Annotated in this window: 17 protein-coding genes, 3 tRNA genes and 2 pseudogenes; 12 read left to right on the forward strand and 10 right to left on the reverse strand. The window is 68.8% G+C overall.

Going from position 1 to position 22,069, the window contains the following annotated elements:
- Positions 1 to 21 precede the first annotated feature (21 nt).
- Together TTH_RS07720 and TTH_RS07725 are read left to right on the forward strand one after the other, a co-directional pair.
- Positions 22 to 1,608, forward strand: coding sequence for a DNA repair protein RecN (locus tag TTH_RS07720; RefSeq protein ID WP_011228735.1), 1,587 nt, complete (start codon positions 22 to 24; stop codon positions 1,606 to 1,608).
- An 11-nt stretch (positions 1,609 to 1,619) separates the two neighbouring features.
- Positions 1,620 to 2,480 (forward strand): hydroxymethylglutaryl-CoA lyase, encoded by an 861-nt coding sequence (locus TTH_RS07725; RefSeq protein ID WP_011173573.1) that lies wholly within the window; start codon positions 1,620 to 1,622, stop codon positions 2,478 to 2,480.
- Here the strand turns inward: TTH_RS07725 and TTH_RS07730 are convergent.
- From TTH_RS07730 to TTH_RS07740, 3 genes are all read right to left on the reverse strand, one after another.
- Positions 2,471 to 3,427, reverse strand: coding sequence for a zinc-dependent alcohol dehydrogenase family protein (locus tag TTH_RS07730; protein WP_011228736.1), 957 nt, complete (start codon positions 3,425 to 3,427; stop codon positions 2,471 to 2,473). The genes TTH_RS07725 and TTH_RS07730 overlap by 10 nt on opposite strands.
- A 61-nt stretch (positions 3,428 to 3,488) precedes the next feature.
- Positions 3,489 to 3,884 carry a DUF3197 domain-containing protein gene (locus TTH_RS07735; protein WP_011173575.1) on the reverse strand — a complete coding sequence of 132 codons (396 nt, stop codon included), beginning with the start codon at positions 3,882 to 3,884 and terminating at the stop codon, positions 3,489 to 3,491.
- 16 nt (positions 3,885 to 3,900) lie between these two features.
- Complete coding sequence (locus TTH_RS07740) at positions 3,901 to 4,389, reverse strand: DinB family protein (RefSeq protein WP_011228737.1); 489 nt, start codon at positions 4,387 to 4,389, stop codon at positions 3,901 to 3,903.
- An 18-nt stretch (positions 4,390 to 4,407) separates the two neighbouring features.
- Between TTH_RS07740 and TTH_RS07745 the strand changes: the two genes are divergently transcribed.
- Positions 4,408 to 5,037 carry a YkgJ family cysteine cluster protein gene (locus tag TTH_RS07745; RefSeq protein WP_011228738.1) on the forward strand — a complete coding sequence of 210 codons (630 nt, stop codon included), beginning with the start codon at positions 4,408 to 4,410 and terminating at the stop codon, positions 5,035 to 5,037.
- Here the strand turns inward: TTH_RS07745 and truD are convergent.
- Positions 4,987 to 6,057 carry a tRNA pseudouridine(13) synthase TruD gene (gene truD / locus TTH_RS07750; RefSeq protein WP_011228739.1) on the reverse strand — a complete coding sequence of 357 codons (1,071 nt, stop codon included), beginning with the start codon at positions 6,055 to 6,057 and terminating at the stop codon, positions 4,987 to 4,989. The genes TTH_RS07745 and truD overlap by 51 nt on opposite strands.
- A gap of 14 nt (positions 6,058 to 6,071) precedes the next feature.
- The gene (locus TTH_RS07755) at positions 6,072 to 7,784 is read right to left on the reverse strand and encodes a M3 family oligoendopeptidase (RefSeq protein ID WP_011228740.1); all 1,713 of its coding nucleotides are present in this window, start codon (positions 7,782 to 7,784) and stop codon (positions 6,072 to 6,074) included.
- Between the two features lie 38 nt (positions 7,785 to 7,822).
- On the opposite strand from TTH_RS07755, the gene TTH_RS07760 reads away from it, so the two are divergent.
- Both TTH_RS07760 and TTH_RS07765 read left to right on the forward strand, forming a co-directional pair.
- Complete coding sequence (locus tag TTH_RS07760) at positions 7,823 to 8,560, forward strand: DUF3800 domain-containing protein (protein WP_231834458.1); 738 nt, start codon at positions 7,823 to 7,825, stop codon at positions 8,558 to 8,560.
- Between the two features lie 59 nt (positions 8,561 to 8,619).
- Entirely contained in the window at positions 8,620 to 10,416 is a 1,797-nt protein-coding gene (locus TTH_RS07765; RefSeq protein ID WP_011228742.1) for an RNB domain-containing ribonuclease, read from the forward strand.
- A gap of 63 nt (positions 10,417 to 10,479) precedes the next feature.
- Here the strand turns inward: TTH_RS07765 and TTH_RS07770 are convergent, their stop codons facing one another.
- Positions 10,480 to 11,970, reverse strand: a complete 1,491-nt coding sequence (locus TTH_RS07770) for an NADP-dependent isocitrate dehydrogenase (RefSeq protein WP_011228743.1) — start codon at positions 11,968 to 11,970, stop codon at positions 10,480 to 10,482.
- A gap of 74 nt (positions 11,971 to 12,044) precedes the next feature.
- Between TTH_RS07770 and TTH_RS07775 the strand changes: the two are divergent.
- A pseudogene (locus tag TTH_RS07775) lies at positions 12,045 to 12,788 on the forward strand (NAD(P)/FAD-dependent oxidoreductase); the annotation flags it as partial.
- On the opposite strand, the gene TTH_RS07780 reads toward TTH_RS07775, so the two are convergent.
- Positions 12,787 to 14,391, reverse strand: a complete 1,605-nt coding sequence (locus tag TTH_RS07780; protein WP_011228745.1) for an IS200/IS605 family accessory protein TnpB-related protein — start codon at positions 14,389 to 14,391, stop codon at positions 12,787 to 12,789. The pseudogene TTH_RS07775 and the gene TTH_RS07780 sit on opposite strands and share 2 nt — an antisense overlap.
- Before the next feature lie 138 nt (positions 14,392 to 14,529).
- Here TTH_RS07780 and TTH_RS07785 point away from each other — a divergent pair.
- From TTH_RS07785 to TTH_RS07810, 6 genes and pseudogenes are all read left to right on the forward strand, one after another.
- Positions 14,530 to 14,904, forward strand: a pseudogene (locus TTH_RS07785) (NAD(P)/FAD-dependent oxidoreductase); the annotation flags it as partial.
- Positions 14,905 to 15,022: 118 nt separating this feature from the next.
- Positions 15,023 to 15,099, forward strand: a tRNA-Met gene (locus tag TTH_RS07790).
- Positions 15,100 to 15,242: 143 nt separating this feature from the next.
- Positions 15,243 to 16,124 (forward strand): tyrosine-type recombinase/integrase, encoded by an 882-nt coding sequence (locus tag TTH_RS07795; protein WP_011228747.1) that lies wholly within the window; start codon positions 15,243 to 15,245, stop codon positions 16,122 to 16,124.
- A gap of 2,679 nt (positions 16,125 to 18,803) precedes the next feature.
- Positions 18,804 to 18,885 (forward strand) — tRNA-Met (locus TTH_RS07800).
- 46 nt (positions 18,886 to 18,931) lie between these two features.
- Positions 18,932 to 20,455 carry a tRNA lysidine(34) synthetase TilS gene (gene tilS / locus TTH_RS07805; protein WP_011228750.1) on the forward strand — a complete coding sequence of 508 codons (1,524 nt, stop codon included), beginning with the start codon at positions 18,932 to 18,934 and terminating at the stop codon, positions 20,453 to 20,455.
- Positions 20,434 to 20,525, forward strand: a tRNA-Ser gene (locus TTH_RS07810). The genes tilS and TTH_RS07810 overlap by 22 nt, the downstream gene beginning before the upstream one ends.
- A 71-nt stretch (positions 20,526 to 20,596) precedes the next feature.
- Here the strand turns inward: TTH_RS07810 and TTH_RS07815 are convergent.
- The 3 genes from TTH_RS07815 to TTH_RS07825 are packed head-to-tail and all read right to left on the reverse strand — an operon-like array spanning position 20,597 to position 22,058.
- Entirely contained in the window at positions 20,597 to 21,037 is a 441-nt protein-coding gene (locus TTH_RS07815) for a hypothetical protein (RefSeq protein ID WP_011228751.1), read from the reverse strand.
- On the reverse strand, positions 21,034 to 21,429 hold the full coding sequence (locus tag TTH_RS07820; RefSeq protein WP_011228752.1) for an alpha/beta fold hydrolase: 396 nt from the start codon (positions 21,427 to 21,429) through the stop codon (positions 21,034 to 21,036). The genes TTH_RS07815 and TTH_RS07820 overlap by 4 nt, the downstream gene beginning before the upstream one ends.
- Complete coding sequence (locus tag TTH_RS07825; protein WP_041443526.1) at positions 21,426 to 22,058, reverse strand: alpha/beta fold hydrolase; 633 nt, start codon at positions 22,056 to 22,058, stop codon at positions 21,426 to 21,428. The genes TTH_RS07820 and TTH_RS07825 overlap by 4 nt, the downstream gene beginning before the upstream one ends.
- Positions 22,059 to 22,069 lie beyond the last annotated feature (11 nt).

Below are 22,069 nucleotides of genomic sequence, written 5' to 3' on the forward strand. Positions count from 1 at the left end.
CCCCCGCGGCACCCCCTTAAAATGGGGGGGATGCTCCGCCGCCTCGAGGTCCAGAACCTCGCCGTCATCCGCGAGGCCGCCTTGGACTTCGCCCCCGGCCTCAACGTCCTCACCGGGGAGACGGGCGCGGGGAAAAGCCTCCTCGTGGACGCCCTCGCCCTCCTCCTCGGGGGGCGGGCGGAGGGGCTTATCGGGCCCTACGGGGAAAGCCTCCTCGTGACCGCCTTCTTTGAGGGCCCCCCCGGGGAGGCGGTCCTCTCCCGCCGCGTGGGGGCCCGCTCCACCCCCAGGGTGGACGGGGAGGTGGTCACCCTGAAGGAGCTCCAGGCGGAAGCGGAAAGGCGCCTCTCCCTCCACGCCCAGCACACCGCCTTGGCCCTCCTCTCCCCCAGGCGCCAGCGGGAGGCCCTGGACGCCCTCCTCCCCGAGGGCCTCCTCGCCGCCTACCAGGAGGCCTACGCCCGGCGCGAGGCCCTCCTGAAGGAGAAGGCGGCCCTGGAGGAAAGCCTAAAGGCCCGGGCGGAGCGGGAGGACCTCCTCCGCTACCAGATCCGGGAGATTGAGGAGGCCCGGGTGCGGCCCGGGGAGGAGGAGGAGCTTTTGGCCCTGGCGGAGCGCCTCCGCCACCTGGAGACCATCCGGGAAAGGCTCGCCCGGGCCCTCGCCCTCCTCACGGAGCGGGAAGCCCAGGACCTCCTGGCCCTGGCGGCGAAGGAGGTGCGGGCGGCGGCCCGGCACGACCCGGCCCTCGAGGCCCTGGCCGAGGAGCTTTCGGGGGCGGCCGAGGCGGTCCGGGCCGTGGCCCGGGAGCTGGAGGACCACCTGGAGGGCCTGGACCTGGACCCCGAGGAGCTGGACCGGGTGGAGGCCCGCCTCAGCCTCCTGGAGCGCCTGAAGCGGAAGTACGGCCCCACCTTAGCGGACGTCCTGGCCCACGCCCAAAAGGCCCGGGAGGAGCTCGCCCGGATGGAAGGGGGGGAGGAGCGGCTTTCGGAGGTGGAGCGCCTCCTCAAGGCCCTCCACGAGGAGGTAGAGGCCCGGGGGCAGGCCCTGAGGCGGGCCCGGGAGGAGGCGGCGCGAAGGCTTACGGAGGGGATGGTGCGGGAGCTTCCCGCCCTGGGCCTCGCCGGGGCCCGCTTCGCGGTGGTCCTGGAGCCCCTCCCCGAGCCCGGCCCCCAGGGCCTCGAGGCGGTGGCCTTCCGGGTGGCCCCAAACCCCAACCTGCCCCCGGCCCCCCTCGAGGCCCTAAGCGGCGGGGAGCTCTCCCGCGTGGCCCTGGCCCTCGCCCTCCTCACGGGGACCGAGGCGCCCACCGTGGTCTTTGACGAGGTGGACGCCGGGGTGGGCGGGGAAACCGCCTGGCGGCTCGCCGAAAGGCTCAAGCGCCTGGCCGAGAGGCGGCAGGTCCTGGTGGTGACCCACCTGCCCCAGGTGGCCGCCGTGGCCCAGCGCCACTTCCGGGTGACCAAGACCCCCGAGGGCGTGCGGGTGGAGCCCTTGGCGGGCGAGGCCCGGGTGAAGGAGATCGCCCGCCTCCTCTCCGGGGCCTACACCCAGGCGGCTTTGGCCCACGCCCGGGAGCTTCTGGAGGCCCAGGGCGCCCTTTAGGAGGTGGAAGCGTGAAGGCGAGCGTGCGGTGGGTGGAGTGCCCCAGGGACGCTTGGCAGGGCTTCTCCCGCTTCATCCCCACGGAGGAGAAGGTGGCCTTCCTCAACGAGCTCCTGGAGGCCGGGTTCGCCCACCTGGACCTCACGAGCTTCGTCTCCCCCAAGTGGGTGCCCCAGATGCAAGACGCCGAAGAGGTGCTCAAGGCCCTCCCCCCGCCCAACGGGCGCACCTACCTCGCCATCGTGGCCAACGAGAAGGGCCTGGAAAGGGCCCTCGCCGCCCCCAACCTCACCCACGTGGGCTACCCCTTCTCCCTCTCCGAGACCTTCCAGCAAAGGAACACTAACCGCTCCATAGAGGCCTCCTGGCCCCTGGTGGGGGCCATGGTGGAGAGGACAGAGGGGCGGCTCGGCCTCGTGGTCTACCTCTCCATGGCCTTCGGCAACCCCTACGGGGACCCCTGGAGCGTGGAGGCCGTCCTCGAGGCCCTCGCCCGGCTTAAGGAAATGGGCGTGCGGGAGATCGCCCTCGCCGACACCTACGGGGTGGCGGAACCCGAGCGGATTCATGAGGTCTTGAAGGCCGCCGTGGCCCGCTTTGGCCCGGAAGGCCTCGGGGCCCACCTCCACGCCCGGCCCGAGGGGGCCTTGGCCAAGGTGGAGGCGGTCCTTGCGGCGGGGGTCACCTGGCTCGAGGGGGCCCTGGCGGGGGTGGGGGGGTGCCCCTTCGCCGGGGACGAGCTCGTGGGCAACCTCCCCACGGAGGTCGTCCTCCCCCATCTGGAGAAGCGGGGCCTCGCCACGGGAGTAGACCTAAGCCGCCTCCCCCTTCTCGCGGAGGAGGCGGCGCGGCTTAAGGCCCTTTACGCCTGAAAGGTGAGGACGATCTTCCCCCGCCCGTGCCCGGAGTCCATGCGGGCGTGGGCCTTCCTCAGGTTCTCCAGGCTGAAGGGGAGGACCTCGGCGATGAGGGGCCTCGCCAGGCCCCGCTCAAAGAGGGGGCGCATCTCCAGAAGGCGCTTCCTCTCCCGCGTGAGGAAGACGCCGTAGAGGGTCTGGTTCTTGGTGTAAAGCCCGGAGAGGTTCCCCTGCGGGGGGAGGATGGTGGCGATGCGGCCGAAGGGGCGCACCACGGGGATGACCCGCTCCACCAGGCTCTCCCCGGCGGTCTCAAAGGCGGCGTCCACCCCCTGGCCCTCCGTGGCCTTGAGGACCTCCTCCGCCCAGGGGCCCCGGTAGTCCAGGGCGAGGTCGGCCCCGAGCTCCTTGAGCACCGGGAGGTTTTCCGCGCTCGCCGTGGCGATCACGTAGGCCCCCGCCGCCTTGGCGAACTGGACGGCGAAGGAGCCCACGCCCCCCGCCCCGCCCATCACCAGCACCGTCTCCCCCGGGCGCACGGCCAGGCGGCGCACCACCGCCTCCCAGGCGGTACCCCCCGCCAAGGGAATGGCGGCGGCCTCGGCGAAGGAGAGGTTCTTGGGCTTCTTGGCCACGATCCCCGCGGGCACGGGGGTGTACTCGGCGTAGGTGCCGTGGGGGTTCCCGAAGATCTCGGGGGTGTAGTAGACCTCGTCCCCCTCCTTAAGGTCCTTCACCCCGGGGCCCACCTTGGCCACGACGCCGGCGGCGTCGTAGCCCAGGACGAAGGGGGGCTCCACCCCCGCCCAGCGCCCCGCCGCCCGGATCTTGGCGTCCACGGGGTTCACGGCCACGGCCAGGTTCCGCACCAAGACCTCCCCGGGCCCGGGCTCGGGCACCGGGAGGTCCCGCTCCTCCAGCATCTCCAACCCGCCGAAGCCCTTGAGCACCACCGCGCGCATCGGCTCACCCCCCTCAAAAACCTTAAAGGGGGGTCTAGGCCCCCTTTTGTGAAGAAGCTTCCTAGGCCGCCCGCTTGAGGTAGATCCCGGGGTCCGTGGGGTTGGCGATGGCCATGACCCGCTTGAGGAGCTCCTCCGGGGGCAGGTCCAAGAGGGCCGTCATCTCCCCGGGGGAGACCACGGCCTCGTAGAACCTCCTCGCCCCCTGGGCGAGGAGGAGCCCCACAAGCTCGGAGAGGGCCTCCTCTCCCCCGGGAAAGGCGGGGCCGAAGGCGTCGGGGACGAGGAGGTCCTTCTTGCCCGTGTGGAGGAGGAGGGCGTAACGGGCCTGGTCCCTTTTGTCCTGCCAGTCGGTGATGAGGTAAACCTTGGCCTCGGAAAGCTTCAGGCCGCCCAGGGCCGCCTTCAGGGCCTCGAGGCTCACCCGGGGCGCGGCGCGCATGCCCACGCGTACCATGGCCTCATCTTACGCGCTAAAGGAGCTTCCGGGCGTAGATCACCTGGCCGGCGTGGTGCTGGGCGTGCTCCACCAGGTGGTGGAGGACGTGGGCCCGGGGCGCCTCGGCGCCCAGGTGCCCCACGCGCACCACCTCCGCCAAGGCGGCCTCCTCCACCCGGCGGAAGGCGGCGAGGAGGACCTCCCAGGCCTCCCGGAAGCGGGCCTCCACCGCCTCCTTGGGCTCGGGCGCGCCCGAAAGCTCCCCCTCCCTCCCCTTCCTCGCCCACTCGGGAAGCTCCACGCCCAGGGCGTAGTGGGCGAGGCGCAAGGAGCTTCCCGTGATGTGCCGCACCAGGCCGCCGATGGGGTTCGCCCCCTCTTTGGGCCGCCGCCAGAAGGGCTCCTCGGGGAGGTCAAAGGCCCACTTGTCCAGGTGCAGGGCCACCTCCTTCAGGCCCTTGATCCAGGCGGACACCGCCGGGGAGACCCCGGGCTCCAGGGGTTCTAGAAAGGGCGCGGGCATAGGCGTATTCTACGGGGCGTGGAGGCGGTGGAGCGGGCCTTCCGGGCGCTGGACGAGGGGATCGCCGACTACCTCGCCCGAAAAGGGATCCGTCCCTCCTGCGGCCCGGGGTGCTTCGCCTGCTGCTACGGCTGGGTGACGGCGAGCCGCCTCGAGGCCCAGGCCCTCCTCCCCCACCTCACCGAGGCGCAGAAGGCCCGCGTCCTGGAGGAAGGCCCGAGGCGCCTCGCCCTCCTCGCCCGCGAAAAGGACGACCCCGGCTTCTCTCGCCGCTTCTTCCTAAGCCGAAGCCCCTGCCCCCTCCTGGAGGCGGGGCTCTGCGGGGTCTACGCCCACCGCCCCCTGGCCTGCCGGGGGGTCCTCACCGACGAGGACCCCGCCTACTGCGACCCCGAAAACCCCCACCCCGCCCCCAAGCCCCACCACGGGCCCGGGCACTTCCTCCGGGTGCCCCACCGCATGGCCCGCAGGCGGATGGAGGAGCTTTGGGAGGAGGAGCGGGCCCAGACGGGTTTTCTGGTCCTCGGGGAGCTTTCCGGCCTCCTCTACCTCCTCCTCACCGGCCTCCCCGAGGACCGGGAAGGGGTGGAGGCCCGGCTAGAGGCCCTCGGCGTCCTCGGGGGCCGGTTCGGCTTCCAGGTGGTCTAGGGCCTCCACCTTCATCACCTCCCGAAGAAGGCTCGTGGCGTAGCTCCCCTTGGGCAGGAAGAAGGAAAGCCAAAGCCCCTCCGGGGCCTCCTCCACCTTCCACTCCGCGAGGGGGACCCGGATGGGCCTCCGGGCGCCCCGCCTAGCCCTGAACTCCTCCCGCTTGAGGCCGTAGCGGGCGAGGACCTCGTCCTCTATGGCCCTCGCCTCCCCTTGGGCCTCGGGGTACTTCTTGCCGAAGAGGGGGCCCGTGGCGCTGATCTCAAGCCTTAGGGCGCGCTCGGCCTCCCCCGGGTCTTCCACCAGGAACTCCCCTCCCGTGGCGTGCTTTTTGGCCCAGTCCCCGGGGACCACCCGGTCGTAGAGGCCCAGGGCCATCCTCAGGGCCACCCAGTCGTTGAAGAGGAGGCTCTGGAGGCTTCCGATGAGGAAGCGCTTGAGCCAGGGGCTTCCCCGGCCCTTTCCCTCCTTCACTAGCTTGTAGCCCCTAACCGGGTTTAGCCCCCCAAGGCCGAAGCGCTGGGGGCCGTAGTAGTTGGGGACGCCCTTCTCCGCGAGGCGCTTTAGGACCGCCTCCGCCTCCGCCACCCCCCCTTTGGGGCGGCGGATGAGGATATGGAAGCGGTTCCCCTTGAGGTGCCCCGTCCTGAGCTTGTTGGTGTGGAGGTCGGCGGCAAGGAGCCTCACGCCCTGGAGGTTCTCCAGAAGGCAGAGGGCGTCCTCGTACTTCCTCGGGATGGAGAACCACTGGCGGGTTTTGGCGCGCTTGTCCTTTAGGCCCGCCACCCCGATCTCCTTCTCGGGCACCCCCACCTCGTCCCGCAGGAACTCCAAGACCTCCCGGGTGGTGCGGCCCTCCTTCTCCAGAAGGAGGTAGAGGTGCTCCCCCTCCCCCTTGGGGAGGTAGGCGGGCACCTCCTCCACCTGGAAGTCCTCGGGCTCCACCCGGATCTCCCCGCCCACCCCGGGGAGGTCTTGGGTGAGGAAGGGGTAGCGCTCGGGGCGAAAGACCAGGTCCATCCCCCTATTCTCGCCTAGGGAAGGGCCTTTAGCCAAGACTCCAGGACGCCGAAGCCGTAGCGGAAGAAGGCCTCGGAGCCAAGCTCCACCCCGGCCTCGGCCAGGATCTCCTTGGGGCTAGCGCTCTCCCCGGCCTCCAAAATCCGCAGGTACTTGGGCACGAAGGCCTCCCCCTCCTCCCGGTACTTGCCGTAGAGGGCGAGGACCACCAGGTAGCCCAGGGCGTAGCTGTAGGTGTAGAAGCGGTAGTGGACGAAGTGGGGGATGCCCGCCCAGGCGGCGCGGTCAAGCTCCGTCCAGGCCACGGCCTCCCCGTAGAGCCTCCTCTGCTCCTCGTCCCAGAGGGCGTGGAAGGCCTCGGGGGAGAGGGCGGCCTCCTTGCGGGCCTCGAGGCTTCTCTGCTCAAAGAAGGTGTACATCACCTGGCGGAAGAGGGTGTTTATGGCGTCCTCCACCCTCTCCGCGAGGAGGAGGGTCTTTTCCTCCCCGGAAAGCCTCTCCAGGAGGAGGTCGTCCAGGAGGATCTCGGCAAAGACGCTGGCGGTCTCGGCGAGGGGGGTGGAGGCCCCGAAGTTGAGGAGGCGCTGCTTGCGGGCGAGGTAGAAGTGCACCCCGTGCCCGAGCTCGTGGGCGAGGGTGTGGGCGCTGTCCAGGTCGTCCGTGTGGTTGAGGAGGATGTAGGGGTGGGTGGAGGGAAGCCCCCCAGAGCAGAAGGCCCCGCCCCGTTTGCCGGGCCTCGGGTAGACGTCTATCCAGCGCTTCTCAAAGAACTCCCGGGCGATTTCCGCAAGCTCGGGGGAGAAACGGCGGAAGGCCTCCAGCACCAGGGCCCGCGCCTCGGCAAAGGGCACCTTGGGCTTCTCCCCCAGGGGGGCGAGGAGGTCCTCGCTTGGGGTCTTCTCCCGGCCGAGCCTCCCCGCCTTCCAGCGGTAGTAGCGCTCCACCAGGGGGTAGTGGGCCTTTGTGGCCTCCAGGAGCGCCTCAATCTCCCTCACCTCCACCTCGTCGCGGAGGGCCACGGGCTCCAAGGGGTGGCGGTAGCCCCTAAGGCGGAGGTCCTGGAGGTAGTCCAGGTAAACCGCGTTGAAGACGGCGCTCAGCGTGGGGGCCTCGGCGAGGAGCTTCCCGTAAAGCGCCCGGTGGGCCTCGCGGCGCACCTCGGGGTCCGGGTCACGGCGGAGGGCCCGGACCTCCATCTCCGTGAGCTCCCTTTCCCCCACCCGGAAGCGGAACCGGCCCGTGTACTCCGTGTAGAACTGGCTCCAGGCGCTCCTTCCCACCAGGGCCTTGAGGTTCAGAAGCTCCTCCTCCCTTTCCGAGAGGGTGTGGGGAGCGTAGGCCCTTTGCCTTTTCAGGAAGTGGCCGAGGTCGGCGAGGCCCGGGTGGGCGAGGAGCCTCTGGAAGGCCTCCTCGGGAAGCTTCCTCAGGGCCACCTCCAGGGGCACGAGGCGGTTTCTGACCTCGGTGAAGCGGCTCCGCACCCGGTCCAAAAGGGCCTTGGCCTCGGGGTCTTGGGTGCGGGTGGCGAAGTAGAGGCTTGCGTAGTTCAGGGGCTTGTAGGCGAGCTCCAGGGCCTTCTCGTACCGCTCCAAGAGGTCCTGGGCCCCTTTCGGGTCCAAAAGCCCCTGGGGGTCAAGGCCCTGGGCCAGGGCGAGGGCGGCCTCGAGGTCCTGGAGGATCCTCGGGTCTTGGGGGCCTGAATAGAGGTCGGAGAGGTCCCATTCCATGGGAGCCAGTATAATGGCGGATAATGCTTCTTTGCTTTGTGGACGAGTCTGGAGATCACGTCCTAGACAGAATAGATCCATACTACCCCATCTTCGTCCTGGTGGGGCTACTCGTGGACGAGGAGCACTATGAGACCGTCATCGTTCCGGAGATGGCCCAAATCAAGAGAAAGCTATTCGGCCATGACGGGGTCGTCTTCCACACCGCCGACATAACGCGTAACCGCAACGGCTTTGAGCGTCTAAAAGATCCACGGTTCCGCCTGGAGTTCTACGAAACGCTCAACGAGGCCATGGCAAGGTGGGAGTACACCGTGGCGGCTGTGGTGGTGGATAAGCGGCGCCACAAGGAGGTTTACGGAGAAGCCGCCCTGGACCCTTACGAGCTTTCCCTGAAGGTGTTGGTGGAAAGGCTGGTCTTTGAGGTGGAGGAGCGCGGAAGCCAGGCCAAGGTCACTGCGGAAAGCCGCGCCCCCCACCTGGATGGGAGCCTCAAGCGCGCTTGGGAAGACCTCCTACAAAGGGGAACCCGCTACCTGTCAGCCAAGAGGCTCCGAAGGGCTCTGCATCGCTCGGAGTTAGAGTTCCGCAAAAAGCGGGAAAACATAGCGGGGCTCCAGTTGGCAGACCTGGTGGCCACACCCATTGGGCGCTGGTACCTCAAGAAACCCCTAAAAGAAGACTGGCGGATCATAGAGCAAAAGCTCCGCCGGGGTCCCCAAGGGTACATGGGATACGGGCTTGTCGTCCTGCCTAAGCCCCAACAAAAGGATTGAGGCCGGGGACCCGCTACGCAGTTCCCGGCCACCCAGGCTTCATTATAAGGAGGACACCCATGGCCGTCAAGCAAGCCCTTGTCGTCTACAAAGGCAAACCCGCCCTCGCCGAGGAGAAGGGGGGCCGCTTGGAGCTCACGCTGGAAGGAGGCGCAAGGCTGAGGGTGCGTCCCAAGGACGTCCTCTTCCTCCACCCGGGGCCCGCCTCCTTAGGCCTGAAGGTGCCCGAGGGAGAGGAGGAGGCCGCCTGGGAACTCCTGGAGGGGCAGACGGTGAGCCTTAGGGAGCTCGCCGAGCTGGTCTACGGGGCCTACACCCCGGAGGCCGCTCTGGGCGCCTACCTCCTCGCCCAGAAGGGGGAGCGCTTCGTCCTCGAGGGGGAAGGGGTCCGGGCCCGCACCCGGGAGGAGCTTCGGGCCTTAGAGGAGGCGGAAAGGAAGCGGGCCGAGCGGGAACGGGCCTTCCAGGAGGCCCTGAAGCGCCTAAAGGAGGGAAGCCCCGCCCCCGAGGACCGCCCCCTCCTCGCCGAGGTGGAGGCCCTGGCCCGGGGGGAGAGGAAGGAAAGCCCCGTCCTCCGGGCCCTGAACCTCCCCGAAACCCCCGAGGCGGCCCACGCCTTCCTCCTCCGCCTGGGCCTTTGGCAAAGGGAAAACCCCCACCCAAGGAGGCTCGGCCTTCCCCTCCAGCCCCCGGACCTCCCCGCCCCACCCCTCCCCGAGGAGGACCGGGTGGACCTCACCCACCTCCCCGCCTTCGCCATAGACGACGAGGGAAGCCAGGACCCCGACGACGCCGTCTTCGCCGAGAAGGTGGAAGGGGGCTTCCGCCTCTTCGTCCACGTGGCCGACGTGGCCGCCCTCGTCCCCCCCAAAAGCCCCCTGGACGAGGAGGCCCTGCGCCGGGGGGCGAACCTCTACCTCCCCGAGGGAACCGTGCCCATGCTCCCCCCCGCCGTCACCGAGGCCCTCGGCCTGGGCCTAAGGGAGGTCTCCCCGGCCCTCACCTTTGAGCTATGGGTCTCGGAGGAGGGGGAGCTTCTGGAGGAGAGGGTCTACCCCTCCTGGGTACGGGTCACGCGCCTCACCTACCGGGAGGCCCTGGGGGTGGAGGCCCTGAGGCCCCTGGAGGCCCTGGCGGAGGCCTTCCGGGCGAAGCGCCTCGCCGCGGGCGCCCTGGAGATCGCCCTCCCCGAGGTGAAGGTGCGGGTGGAGGGGGAGGAGGTCCGGATCACCCCCTTGCCCCCCTACCCAAGCCGCGTCTGGGTGCGGGAGGCCATGCTCCTCGCCGGGTACGCCGCGGCCCACCTGGCGGTGCGGGAGGGGCTTCCCTTCCCCTTCGCCACCCAGGAGGCCCCCGCAAGGCGGGTGGAGGGGGAGGGGCTTGCCGCCATGTGGGAGCAGCGGAAGGCCCTGAAGCGGGCCCAGCTCAAGGCGGTGCCCGCCCCCCACAAGGGCTTAGGCCTTCCCCTCTACGCCCAGGTGACGAGCCCCCTAAGGCGCTACCTGGACCTGGTGGCCCACCAGCAGCTCAGGGCCTGGCTCAAAGGGGAGAGGCCCCTCTCCCAGGCCGAGGTCCTGGAAAGGGTGGGGGCGGCGGAGGCGGTGGCCGACCTGGTGCGGGAGGCGGAGCGCAAGAGCAAGCTCCACTGGACCCTCCTCCACCTCGAGGCCAAGGGTTACGAGGGGCCCGGCGTCCTGGTGGAAAGGCGGGGGGGGCAGGGGGTCTTCCTCCTCCCCGAGCTCGGGCTTTCCGCCCAGGTGGCCCTGCCCAAGGCCCTTCCCCTGAACGCCGAGGCCCGCCTCCGCTTCCTGGAGGCGGACCTTCCGGCCCTCGAGGCCCGCTTCGCCCTGGTCTAGGCGCCGCATCAGGCTCGGGGCCATGCCGGGCCCCATGCCGGCCCAAGCCGGCATGGGGTGGCCTTAGTCTTCCCCTTGGGCCTTGGTGAAGCCGGGCTCGCCGTCAAATTCCTGGAGCTTCTCCAGGTGCATCCAGCGGAAGCGGCTTGCCACCCGGCTTACGAGGTCCAGGATCTCCGGGTCCTTAGCCTCCCCCTCCCCCGTGTAGAGGAAGCGGCAGCGGTAGTGGTCCACCAGGTCCGTGAGCCCGCCGGTGGGGGGGTAGACCTGGGTGCCCCGGTTGGAGATCATCTTGAGCCGGAAGGGGGTGCCCGCGGCAAGGTCCTCCAGGGCCTTTCCCAGGGCCTCGGGCAGGAGGTTGGTTTCCACGAAGACGTCCACCCCCACAACCCGGCGGCTCCTAGGGACGATGGGGGCGATGGCCCCGTCCACCTGGGGCAGGCGGAAGGGCTTGTAGCCCCGCACCTGGGTCTTCCTTGGGGTCTTGCCCAGGTTCTGGATGATGGCCTCGGTGTACTCCGTGGTCTTGGCCCCCCGGTCGTAGCCCACCACGTCCCCCGTGAGGACCCGGCCCTCCTCGAGGGTGTAGAGGAGGGCGTTCTCTATAAGGTCCGCCGTGGCGAACTCCTCCAGGTAGCGGAGCATCATCACCGCCGAGAGGAGGACCGCGGTGGGGTTGATGACGTTCTTCCCGGCGTACTTGGGGGCGGAACCGTGGACGGCCTCAAAGATGGCCACCTCGTTGCCGATGTTGGCCGAGGGAGCGAAGCCCAGGCCCCCAATGAGCCCCGAGGTGAGGTCGGAGAGGATGTCTCCGTTCATGTTGGTGGTGACGATCACCTCAAACTGCTCGGGCCTTTTCACCAGCTGGTGGGCAGCGTTGTCCACGATGATGTGGACCGCTTCTATGTCGGGGTACTCCTGGGCCACCTGCTCAAAGGCCCGCTTCAGGGTCCCTTCGGCGAGCTTCATGATGTTGGACTTGGTGGCGCAGTGGACCTTCTTCCGCCCCTCGGCCCGGGCCAGCTCAAAGGCGAAGCGGACGATCTTCTCCGATCCCTTCCAGGAGATGAGCTTGAGGGTCTGGGCCACGCTCGGGGTCTGCATGTGCTCAATCCCGGCGTAGAGGTCCTCCACGTTCTCCCGCACCACCACGAGGTCAATGCCCCGGCCCGCATAGGGGGTGGGGACGTTGGGGAACTCCCGCACGGGGCGGACGTTGGCGTAGGTCTCAAAGAGCTTCCTTAGGGTGACGTTGGCGCTCTTCTCCCCGTAGCCCACCGGGGTTTCCAGGGGACCCTTCAGGACCACCCGGGTCTTGCGGATGGACTCAATGGTCTCCTGGGGAACGCCCGAGGCGATGCCCCGCCGGAAGACGCTCGCCCCCGCCTCTCGCACCTCGTAGGCCAGGGGGGCCTTGGCCGCCTCTAGGACCTTGAGGGTAGCCTCCACGCACTCGGGCCCGATGCCGTCTCCGGGGATGACGGTGATGAGCTTGCGCCCGTCCTCGAGAACGTGCATCTTCTTGCCGGTTTCCGTGGTGATCAGGGGCATGGGTTCACCTCCGGGGGCGGAATCGCCCCCCTTTACACTACACCACGGGGCTTGAGGCCTTGTAAACTCGGGGCGTGGCCCGGGTGGTCGTGGTGGGGGCGGGGATCGTAGGGGCGGCCTCGGCCTACCGCCTGGCGGAAAAGGGGCTTAGGGTCTTGGTCCTGGAGAAGGAGGCCACCTACGCCCAAGGGTCCACCGGGAAAAGCGCCGCCGGGGTGCGGGTGCAGTTCTCCGAGCCCTCGAACGTCCTCCTCTCCTACCGTTCCATCCTGGAGTACCGGGAAATCCCCGAGGCCGCCTATCGGCCTACGGGCTACCTCTTCCTGGTGCCCGAGGCCCAGGCCGAGGCCCAGGAAGAGGCCCTAAGGGTGCAGAAGGCCCTGGGGGTCCCCGTGGAGAAGCTCTCCCTGGCGGAGGCCCAAAGGAAGGTGCCCTTTAGGGAGGAGGGCCTGGCCTACGCCACCTTCGGCCCCATGGACGGGACCATAGACCCCCACGGGGCCACGGCCTATTACCTCAGGGAGGCCAGGCGCCTGGGGGCGGAGGTGCGCTTTTCCGAGCCCCTCCTTAGGGCCGAGCGCCGGGAGGGTGTGTGGCGGGTGGAGACCCCGAAAGGGCTGTACGAGGCCCCTTTCCTCCTCCTGTGCACCGGGGCCTGGACAGGGGAGGTGGGGCGAACCTTGGGCCTGGAGATCCCCGTACAGCCGGTGCGCCGCATGGTCTTCGCCACCGCCCCTACGCCATTTCCCCACGCCTTTCCCCTCACCGTGGACCTCGGCACGGGCTTCTACTTCCGCTCCGAGGGAAGCCGCCTGGTCAAGTAGAGCGCACATTAGCGCACTCCGGCCCCCCACCAGGATGAGGACCTAAGCCTCCCCTCCACCCCTCCCACGATCCCCCGAAGAGGATGGGCTTGAGGAGAGAGAGGTCCCTCGGCACCTCGCGCCCGAGGAGGGGAAGGAAGGTGCCTACCCTCGTCAGCGAAGCTACCTTGTGGACCCGCCAGGGATTAACGCCAGGGGAGTTCCTTCCATCGGTGACCTCCCTCCGGCTCCCCGGCGAGCCCTGAAGGCTTGAAAGCAAGGAGAGGTGGCGCTTCGCCCTCTCAAGCTCTTGAGAAAGCCTGCGCCTGAGGTAGGGGTTGGGCTCCGCGCTTCTCTTCGCGCGGAGTTCCTGCACCCTGGAGGCGTAGAAGCCCTGGACGTGGTCCCTGAAGCTTAGGTCCTGGAGAAGCTTCCCGTAGCCTTTGGGGAGCTTCTCCTTGAACCCTAAGGCCCTTCTCCCGATGACGTAAGCGGCGGCCACGTCCTTGGACAGGGAAAGCTGCGGGGCGTACTTGAGCATGCCTATCGTGGAGGTGTCCTGGGGGTTGACCTCCACGACTTGGACACCTTTCTTCCCGGCCAAGGAGTGGACCTTCCGGAGGAGGGAGGCGTAGGCGAAGCGGTGCTGCTTCCTGCGGAAAGCTCTTCCAGAGCCGTCCCCTCTCCTTCCCTTAGGGAGGTGCTTCAGGCGCTCGGTGGCGACGGCTACGCCGTGCTCCTCCGCCAGGGAGACCACCTCGTGGGCGATCTTCCAGAGGACGAGCTCCTTGGCTCCTTTGTTCGGAGCGCGGTCCACTTCTTCCAGGGAGAGGGTGAGGTGCCTCCTGAGGTTTCCATCAGGGGAAACGAGGGCTAAGGCGAGGTGGTAGGGGTCCGAGTTCACGTCCAGGGCAAGGACCCCGTTCTCCTTCGTGGCCACGAGAGGAGCGGGTTCTTCCTCCCAGGTGAAGGTGGCGTAGACCTTGCCCTCCTTGAGGGAGAGCTCCACGTTGTAGGGGAGGGAGGCGTATACCCTCTGGAGGAGGGTGCTCAGGTTGGGGTGCTTCGTTTGGATCAGGGCGTGGGCGTAGCCTCCGTCTCCGAGGTTGATCCGGAGCCACAGGGCTCCGTCCTTGACGAAGAGCCTCAGGTTGAGGTTGCCCCCCTTGGTCTTGTCCCCACGGGAGTAGAGGAGGCCCTGGCGCTTCTCCTTCCACTCCCGCTTGACCTCCTTCAGGGGCTTACCCGAGAGGTGCCTGCGCCTCAGGGTCTCAAAGAGCCTCCTTCCCCCGAAGACGACCTTCCGGGGGTCTTCTCCTCTCTCCCGGGCGGAGTCCAGGAGGGCCTGGGCCTTCATCACCGCGTCGTCGGCGTAGCGGGTGTTGAGGCGGAAGAAGGTGCAGAGGGGTCCATTTTCCCGTTTGAGGGCTTCCCGGCTCCATCCCTCAAGCAAGCGGTTGTAGGCGTAGCGCGGGGCGGCGGAGAAGCGGCGCATGAGGTCCAGGGTGGCCTTGTGGTCTTCTCCGGAAGGGAAGAGGAGAAGAGCCTGGACTCCGGTGAAGGCTTTCGCCCTCTTCTGCGAGGTACGCTTGCGCGTGGCCTTAGGCTTGGCCTTCACCTGTGGCCTCCTGTGGGGGAGTATAGCGCTTCGGGGCTTTTCGTATGTCGCGGGGGCTCGCTGGGGTGAGGTGGCGGGAAGCGGGGACGTACGAGCGTTGGGGTGAAGTAATGTGCGCTATTTCCCAACTGTTTGCACCTCCTCTTCGGCCGCTCCAACCCCGAGGAGCCCCCGGGCTTCCGGGAGGGGATGGACTGGGGCTGGCTTGGGCCCACCCTCGAGGCGGGCCTCGCCCGCTTCCCCTTCCTGGAGGGGCTTTCCCTGGACCGAAGGGCCAGCTGGTGGGGCTACTACGAGATGACCCCCGACCACAACCCCATCCTGGGCTTCGTGGAGGAGGGGCTTCTCGTGGCCGCGGGCTTCTCGGGGCACGGGGTGCAGCAGGCGGCCATGGTAGGCCGCCTCATGGCGGAGGAGGTGGCCTTCGGAAAGGCGCAAAGCCTGGACCTCACCCCCTTCCGCCTAAGGCGCTTCTGGGAAGGAAAGCCCTTGCGGGAGCGGGGCGTTGTGTAACGGGCTTGTGTCCACACGAGGACCCCGGCAAAAGGTCCTTGGGGAGGCTCCCCGGGCCAATGGCGAAACGATTGACCAGAGGCCCAGCCTCCCCTATGATGGGGGTTGCCTGGCGCCTGGCGGCGTAGCTCAGGTGGTCAGAGCACACGACTCATAATCGTGGTGTCGTGGGTTCGAGTCCCACCGCCGCCACCAGGAGGCCCCCCGGGAAACCGGGGGGCTTGCCTATGCGTTTCTTCCACTTCGGTTAGCATTGGCCGCCCCCGCCCCGAAAAGTCGTGAAGAGGGCAAATCGTCAGGGCATAGAAGGGGAAAACCGGTAGTCGTGGAGGTAAAATATGCGGGGCACAATCACGGACTGGGCGGAAGCTTGGCTTCTGGACTGCAGGGCTAGGGGGCTTTCCCCGAACACCATCGGCTACTACCGGGACGCGGTGAAGGCTATGGTGAAGGTGGTGGGCGACAAACCCATGGCGGAGCTTACGGCGGACGACCTTCGGGCCTTCCTCGTGAAGTCCTTTGAAGACGGCCTTAGCCCCGGCGGCGTGGCGGCTAGGTGGCGGGCGGCGCGGGCCTTTGTGCGGTGGGCGGTGAAGGAAGGGGCCCTCGGTGTTGACCCCACGGGGAAAATCAGGCCGCCTAAGGTGCCCGAAGCGGACCTTCCCGTGGTGCGGGAATGGGAAGTGAAGAAGCTTCTTGCGGCGGCGGAAATGGGGAAGAACCCACTAAGGGACAAGGCCCTGGTGATGGTGCTTTGGGACACGGGCCTACGGGCCAGCGAGGTTCTCGGGCTTCGGGTTTCGGATGTCAAGGCGGAAGCGGTGCGGGTTCGGCGGAAGGGCGGGGCCGTGCAATGGGTGCCGGTGAGCCTTCCCACCTACCGGGCCATCCTCGCCTACGCCCGGGCGGAGCGTCCCCCTTCGGACCATGACGCTTTATTCTTGACCCGAAGCGGTTTGCCCTTGGCGTATGACGGCTTGAAGATGGTCCTTCGGCGGCTAGCGGAATACGCGGGCCTTCCCCCCAAGCCGCCGCACGCCTTCCGGCGCGGCGCGGCGGTGGCGATGGTCAAGAACGGGATGCCTTCCTACGCGCTTCAAGCGATGCTCGGGCACAAGTCCCCGGTGATGACCGCCCACTATGTGCGGCTTGCGGAAAAAGACCTCAGGGAAATCCACCGGACAGCTTCACCCGTCATCGGCTTGATAAAGCGGCAATAATCTCGCCCGTGGGGTCCAGAAGCGCCCCGACAACCTCGCGCAAGGGGGCACGCCAATATGCCGACCGCCAGCGGGCGCGGCCCCACCTTGACTGATTGGTGTGGCGGTATGGGGCCCATGCGTCCCGCTTCCGTTCTGCGATGGCGCGTAAGGCGGGAACATGGAAGGCCACGGGCGCATCGGCGTAGCGGACGACCAAGACTTCTGCCCGTGTGGTCCAAAGCCACCCCGGTATGGCGCGGTCAATGTCCGAAAAGTCTTCTAGAAAGACGCACGCTGTGCGGATGGGTGCGAGGGTGCCCCCGTACGCTTTTACCTGCACCCCGACTGAGAACGGGGCGCGGTGAACCACAAGGTCAATCCCTTGAGCGTCAAGCTCCGGCGGGGCGGGGCGCACCTTCCCGTCCGGGTAAAGCTCATGTAGAAGCGCGAGAACGGCGCGGTCAGTCTCCGCCCGCTTCCCCCGGGCGAGGTCCACCGCGAAGGAACGGGCCGCGTTCATGTGCGGCCCCCCTTCCCGGGGGCGGCCCCCGGTCTGGGCGGGCCGCACATGGCAAGGGGCGCGCCTACTGCGGCCGCGTAAGCCGCGAGGCGCTCAATGGCCGGTCCACGGATACGGGGGCTGGGGTTTGCGGCCGCTTCTGCGTTGACCTCGAGGAATTGGCGAACAGCAACGACACGCTCCCCGGGGCCGAGGTCCACGGGGCCGGGGACCACGGGGAGCGGCCCTAAGGGGGTAGGCACCACGGGGACGGATGGCGTGTTTCGTGAAGAAACAAGAGCGGCCGTGGCCTCGGCGGCCTCGGGGACTTTCGCCCAGAACCCCCTCGCCCCTTCAACGCGGTCATAATGCCTCTTCTGGTGCGCCCCGATGGCGTAGCGCGCGGCGGCCCGCCCGTCCCGAACGGGCTCGGCGTAAACAAGCCGAAGGCCCGAACGGGCGGCAAGAACGGCGAGGCGTTCGCGGCGAACGCCGTAAACGATGGCGTGGGCGTGGGGGTGGAAGGCTCCGTTCCCCGCACGTGTGGCGGCAGCGATGGCGAAATGGGCCCCCCGCTCGCGGCGCAAACGGCGGGCGAGGGCGGCGAAGCAGTCTGCCACCCGGGCCGGGACCCGGGCTATGCGGCGGGAGGCTTCATCGGGGGCCTCGGCGGGGACGAGGGTAGCGCATATGGCCCCCGGCATGGCCGCCACGGCCTCGGCCTGGGCTAGGCGTTTTCGCCAAGTCTTCAGACTGGTGAAGGCCCGGAAGGACCGCCGCTTCCGTGGGCGACCACGCTTTCTTGTGGTGCGCGGCGCCGGCCGTGGCGGCCCATCGTCTTCTTCATCGGCGCTTTGGTCGTCCGGGCTTTCGGGTGGTGCGGCGGAGCCCCGCCCGGGGGCGGCGGGGGAAGCCCGTCCATGTGGGCGGTGGGCGGCCCGGGGGCGGGGGCGGCGGACGACCGCGCGGCGCACGCCCTGCCACCAGGCCCACGCCCCCGTCAGTCTGATGACGAGGAGGTGAGCGGGGCGGCGCCGTGAACGAAAGGCGTGGCGGAGAATAGTGCGCGCCCTTCGCCTGCCCCGGCGGCGGTCCCTCCGGTTGGGGATTTCCGGGCTTGAACTTCGGGCGGTCTGTGATATACTGAGCACAGGCATAGGACTTTCTCCTTTCGGCGGGCGGTCAACCTCGCCCGCTCCCTTCATTTTATCACTTTGTCAAGGGGCCAAACCACACTTTACCCGGTCTAACTTTCTAGCGTAAGCCCCGTACTAAACGGCGTTTTCCGCACTTGATTAGGGGAAGATGAAGGGAAGCTAAAGGAAAGCTAAAGGCGAAGTCTTGACTTGGTGCAAAATCACGGGGAAGGCGGAAGTGGGCGAAGTGAAATCTGACGGGGCGGGGTAGGCTACGCGCGCGCGGGGGCCGTGGGGGTGCCCCCGGGGTTCGCTTGGGCGGGCGCGGCCCTTTCTCCGGCGCTTGTGTGCATATCTTTGCGGATATGTTGCAAGTCTATGCGGCATAGCGGCGGCGCGCGCTATATAGCCCGCTAGTCGCGGCGCTCTGTTTCTTGCGGAAACAGACAAAGCGCGGCCCCCGGCTTCGGGCGGCTTGGGGTTCGCGGCCTCCTTAGGGCTTGACTTCCGTCCTTCCGCGCTTCGGGCCTCGAGGCCCGGGCGGTCCTTCGTGGGCTTCCCCGGGGCTAGCCTTCCCCGGGAAAAATCGGCGCGGCTCGTGTCGTTCCTGACTTGCTTCGTTCCCCTTTGCGCGGTCTGCAGGGGACAAGTCCCGGGGGCTTAGGGGGTTCTCCCCGGCGGCCGACTTCCGGGGAAAAATGCTCGGCGTCTTTGCCGTTCTGGACTTGCTTCGTTGCTCGTTTGTGCAGTTTGGAGGCTACAAGTATCGGCGTAGGGACCCCCTAGGGCTTAGGCCGCCCCTGGGTTCGGTGAAGGTCCAGGAGAAAAATCGGGCGGGATTTTGCCGTGTGGAAGGGCGTTTCTCGGGGGTTTGTGCAGTTTGGGGACTACAAGTTTTGGGGACTACAAGTATCACGGCGGCGGACCTCCGGGGTTCATTCGCGAAAGTTAGATTTCGCGAATCGTCCCCCCTACCCCAAAAGCAGGAGCGGGCGGTAGAATATCCCCGTGGGGCAAAAGGGGGGCGCGCCGATGCCAAGAAGGGGGGGAAACGCCCTTCAAGGCGGCGTTTCCGCGCCGTTCTTTGGAAAGGCGATGCCTCATAATCGTGGTGTCGTGGGTTCGAGTCCCACCGCCGCCACCAGGAGGCCCCCCGGGAAACCGGGGGGCCGTGGCATCATGGAAGGCGCATGGATGTCCCGGCCTTCCGCGAGCGCCTTCTTCGCCTCGCCCCCAAAGACCCCCTCGTCCTCGCCGTCTCCGGGGGCGGGGACTCCGTGGCCCTGGCCCTCCTGGTGAAGGAAGCAGGGCGCCAGGCGGTGGTGGCCCACCTGGACCACGGCCTGCGCCCGGAAAGCCCCCTGGACCAGGCCTTCGTCCGGGCCCTGGCGGAAAGGCTGGGCTTCCCCTTCTTCACCGAGCGGGTGGAGGTGGCCCGGATCGCCCAGGCCCGGGGCGAGAACCTGGAGGCGGTGGCCCGGGAAGTGCGCTACGCCTTCCTCCACCGGGTGGCCCGGGAGGTGGGGGCCCGGGCGATCCTCACCGCCCACACCCTGGACGACCAGGCGGAGACCGTGCTCCTCCAGCTCCTCCAGGGGACCGCCCGGGCCACGGGCATCCGGGAGCGGGAGGGGATCGTGGTCCGCCCCCTTTTGGCCCACACCCGGGAGGAGCTTCGGGCCTACCTCCGGGCCCGAGGAGAGGCCTGGCGCGAGGACCCCACGAACCAGGACCCCGCCCTGGACCGGAACTTCCTCCGGCTCTTCGTCTTTCCCCTCCTGGAGGAGCGCTTTCCCGCGGCCAAGCGCGCCCTGGCCCGCTTCGCCGAGGCCCGGGCCGAGGAGGAAGGGGTCCTGGAGCGCCAGGCCGAGGCCCGGCTCCTCCCCGACCCCCGCTTCTTCGTCCCCGCCTTCCGGGCGGCGCCCCTCCTCGAGGCTCCCCTGGCGGTGCGCCGCCGGGCCTTGAGGCGGCTTCTGGAAAAGCTCGGCCTTAGGCCGGAGGCCCGCCTCGTCCTCCTCCTGGAGGAGGCCCTCCGCGGCCGGCCCCAGACCCTCCCGGGGGGCGTCCTGGCCCGGCGCAAGGGGGGCACCCTCTTCCTCCTCCCCCCAAGGCCCCGCCTGCCCCTGCCCCCGGGGTTCCGCCGCCCCGCGCCCGGGGACTACCTGGAGCGGCCTTCCGGGAGGAAGCGCCTCGTGGACTTCCTGGCGGAAAAAGGAGTCCCCCGGGAGCTCAAGCCCCTCTGGCCCGTGCGCGCCGAGGGCAACCGGGTGGTGGAGGTCCTGGGCCTTTACCCGCCCCCTCCCGAGGAGGCCCACATGGCGGAGGCCTTGGCGGAGGCGGCCTCGGCCTTCCGGGAAGGGGAGGTGCCGGTGGGGGCGGTCCTCGTCCTCCCGGGCCGCGTCCTCCGGGCCCACAACCGGGTGGAGGGGCTAAGGGACCCCACGGCCCACGCGGAGATGCTCCTCCTTAGGGAGGCGGGGCCCGAGGCCCGGGGCGGGCGGCTTTACGTGACCCTCGAGCCCTGCCTCATGTGCCACCACGCCCTGGCCCAGGCGGGGGTGGAAGTGGTCTACGGGGCGGAAAACCTCAAGGAAGGCGCCCTCACCCGCTTCGGCCTCCCCACCCGGGCCCGGGGTGGTGTGCGGGAAAGGGAGTGTGCTAAGCTCTTAAGGGACTTCTTCGCCCGGCTCAGGGAGGGGTGCCGGAGCGGTTGAACGGGCCGGTCTCGAAAACCGGTAGGCCCCTCGCGGGGCCTCGCGGGTTCGAATCCCGCCCCCTCCGCCAAAAGGGATGGAGGCGGCTTCTGGCCGCCTCCATCCCTTTTCCCTCGTCCCGCTTGGGCTTTTGCGGGGTGCTCAGAAGCGGTAGCCCACCTTGAACTGGGCGGCGAGCGTCCCGCCCGCAAGGCCCAGGTCGGCGCCCACGAAGGCGGGCGCGTTCAGGAACTGGGCCAGGTCGTACTCGGCGTCGGCGCGGAAGTAGAGGCCCAGGTTGGCGAAGCTGAAGCCGGGAAGCGCCACCCCGAGGCCTACCCCCGCCTTAAGCCCTTCGGCCACCGGGTAGAGGTAGCGGAAGAGGAAGGCGCCGTTCAGGCTTCCACCCAGGGTGTAGGCCAGGTCCAAGGCGGGGCGCACCTCCCCCACGGGGGGCTGGAAGAGGAGGCAGTGCCAGGAAAGCTCCCCGCCAAACCCCTGGGTCCCGCCCACGAGGGCGAAGGAGGGCTTCAGGTTCTCCACCGAGAACTGGGCCGAGGCCAGGCCCAGAAGCAGAACCGCGGTCGCCAAAAGCTTCCTCATAGGTTACCTCCCAGGTCTATGTTACCATAGCTAAGCTTACTTGACAAGACCTCTGCAACCTCCACCCCCTCCGCCGGGAGGGCGCGGAGGCCCAGGGCCTCGAGGTGAGGCCCGAGGGCAAGCCCCAAGCCCCGGAGGAGGACCCAGGGGGCGCCCAGGTTCATCATGACCGCGAAGCCCGCGACGAAGTGGGCGAGCTCCTCGGGGGCCATCCTCGGCCCCTCGGTCCTGCCGTACCCGGGCAGGTCCAGGAGGTAGAAGGCGTACCCCTCGGGGAGGGCCTCAGGCCAGCGGGAGGCTTCCTCGGCCACCAGGAGGACGGGAGGCCCCTTCCCCACCCGGTCAAAGACCAGGTTCAGGCCGTAGAGGTGGAGGTAGCCCGCACGCCTCATAAGGCGAGCCCCCCGGGCAGGGGCCTGAACCCCTCCCCCAGGAGGAAGTCCGCCACCAGGTCCCGGACCTCCTCCTGGGCCTCCCAGGGCACGAGGTGCCCGGCCTCGTCCACCACGAAGCGGAGGGCCTCCCCCTTGGCGAAGTCGGCCACCTTGGCCCCGTGAAGGGGCGGGGTGAAGGCGTCCAGGGCCCCCTGGACCACGAGGACCCGGGCCGCGGTGCCCCTAAGCCAGCGCCTTTCGTCGGCGAGGGCCTCGAGGCGGCCAAGCCACCGCCAAAGCCCCGCCTCGCTCAGGCCCTCCTTCCAGGCCTCGTAGACCTCCTCGCTCCCCGCGCTTAAGGCCCCGAAGAAGAGGGCCCGGCCCACCCGGGCAAACCCCTCCACCCCGCCCCGCTCCAGGCCGAAGCGCAAGGCGCCAAGCCGCGCCGAAAGCAGCGCGTCCCGGAAGAGGACCGGGGAGAGGAGGACGAGGCTTCTCGCCCCCTCCTGGAAGGCCACCTTTAGCGCGTCCAAGGCCCCCTCGGCGAAGGCCACGAGGTGGAGCCCTTCCTCCGAGGGGAGGTCCAAGAGGAAGTCCAGCCCCGCCGGGGGGGCGAGGAGGCCGGGGAAGAGCCGGATCTCGCCCACGGCCCCTTTAT

This window comes from Thermus thermophilus HB8, assembly GCF_000091545.1.
Taxonomy (GTDB): domain Bacteria; phylum Deinococcota; class Deinococci; order Deinococcales; family Thermaceae; genus Thermus; species Thermus thermophilus.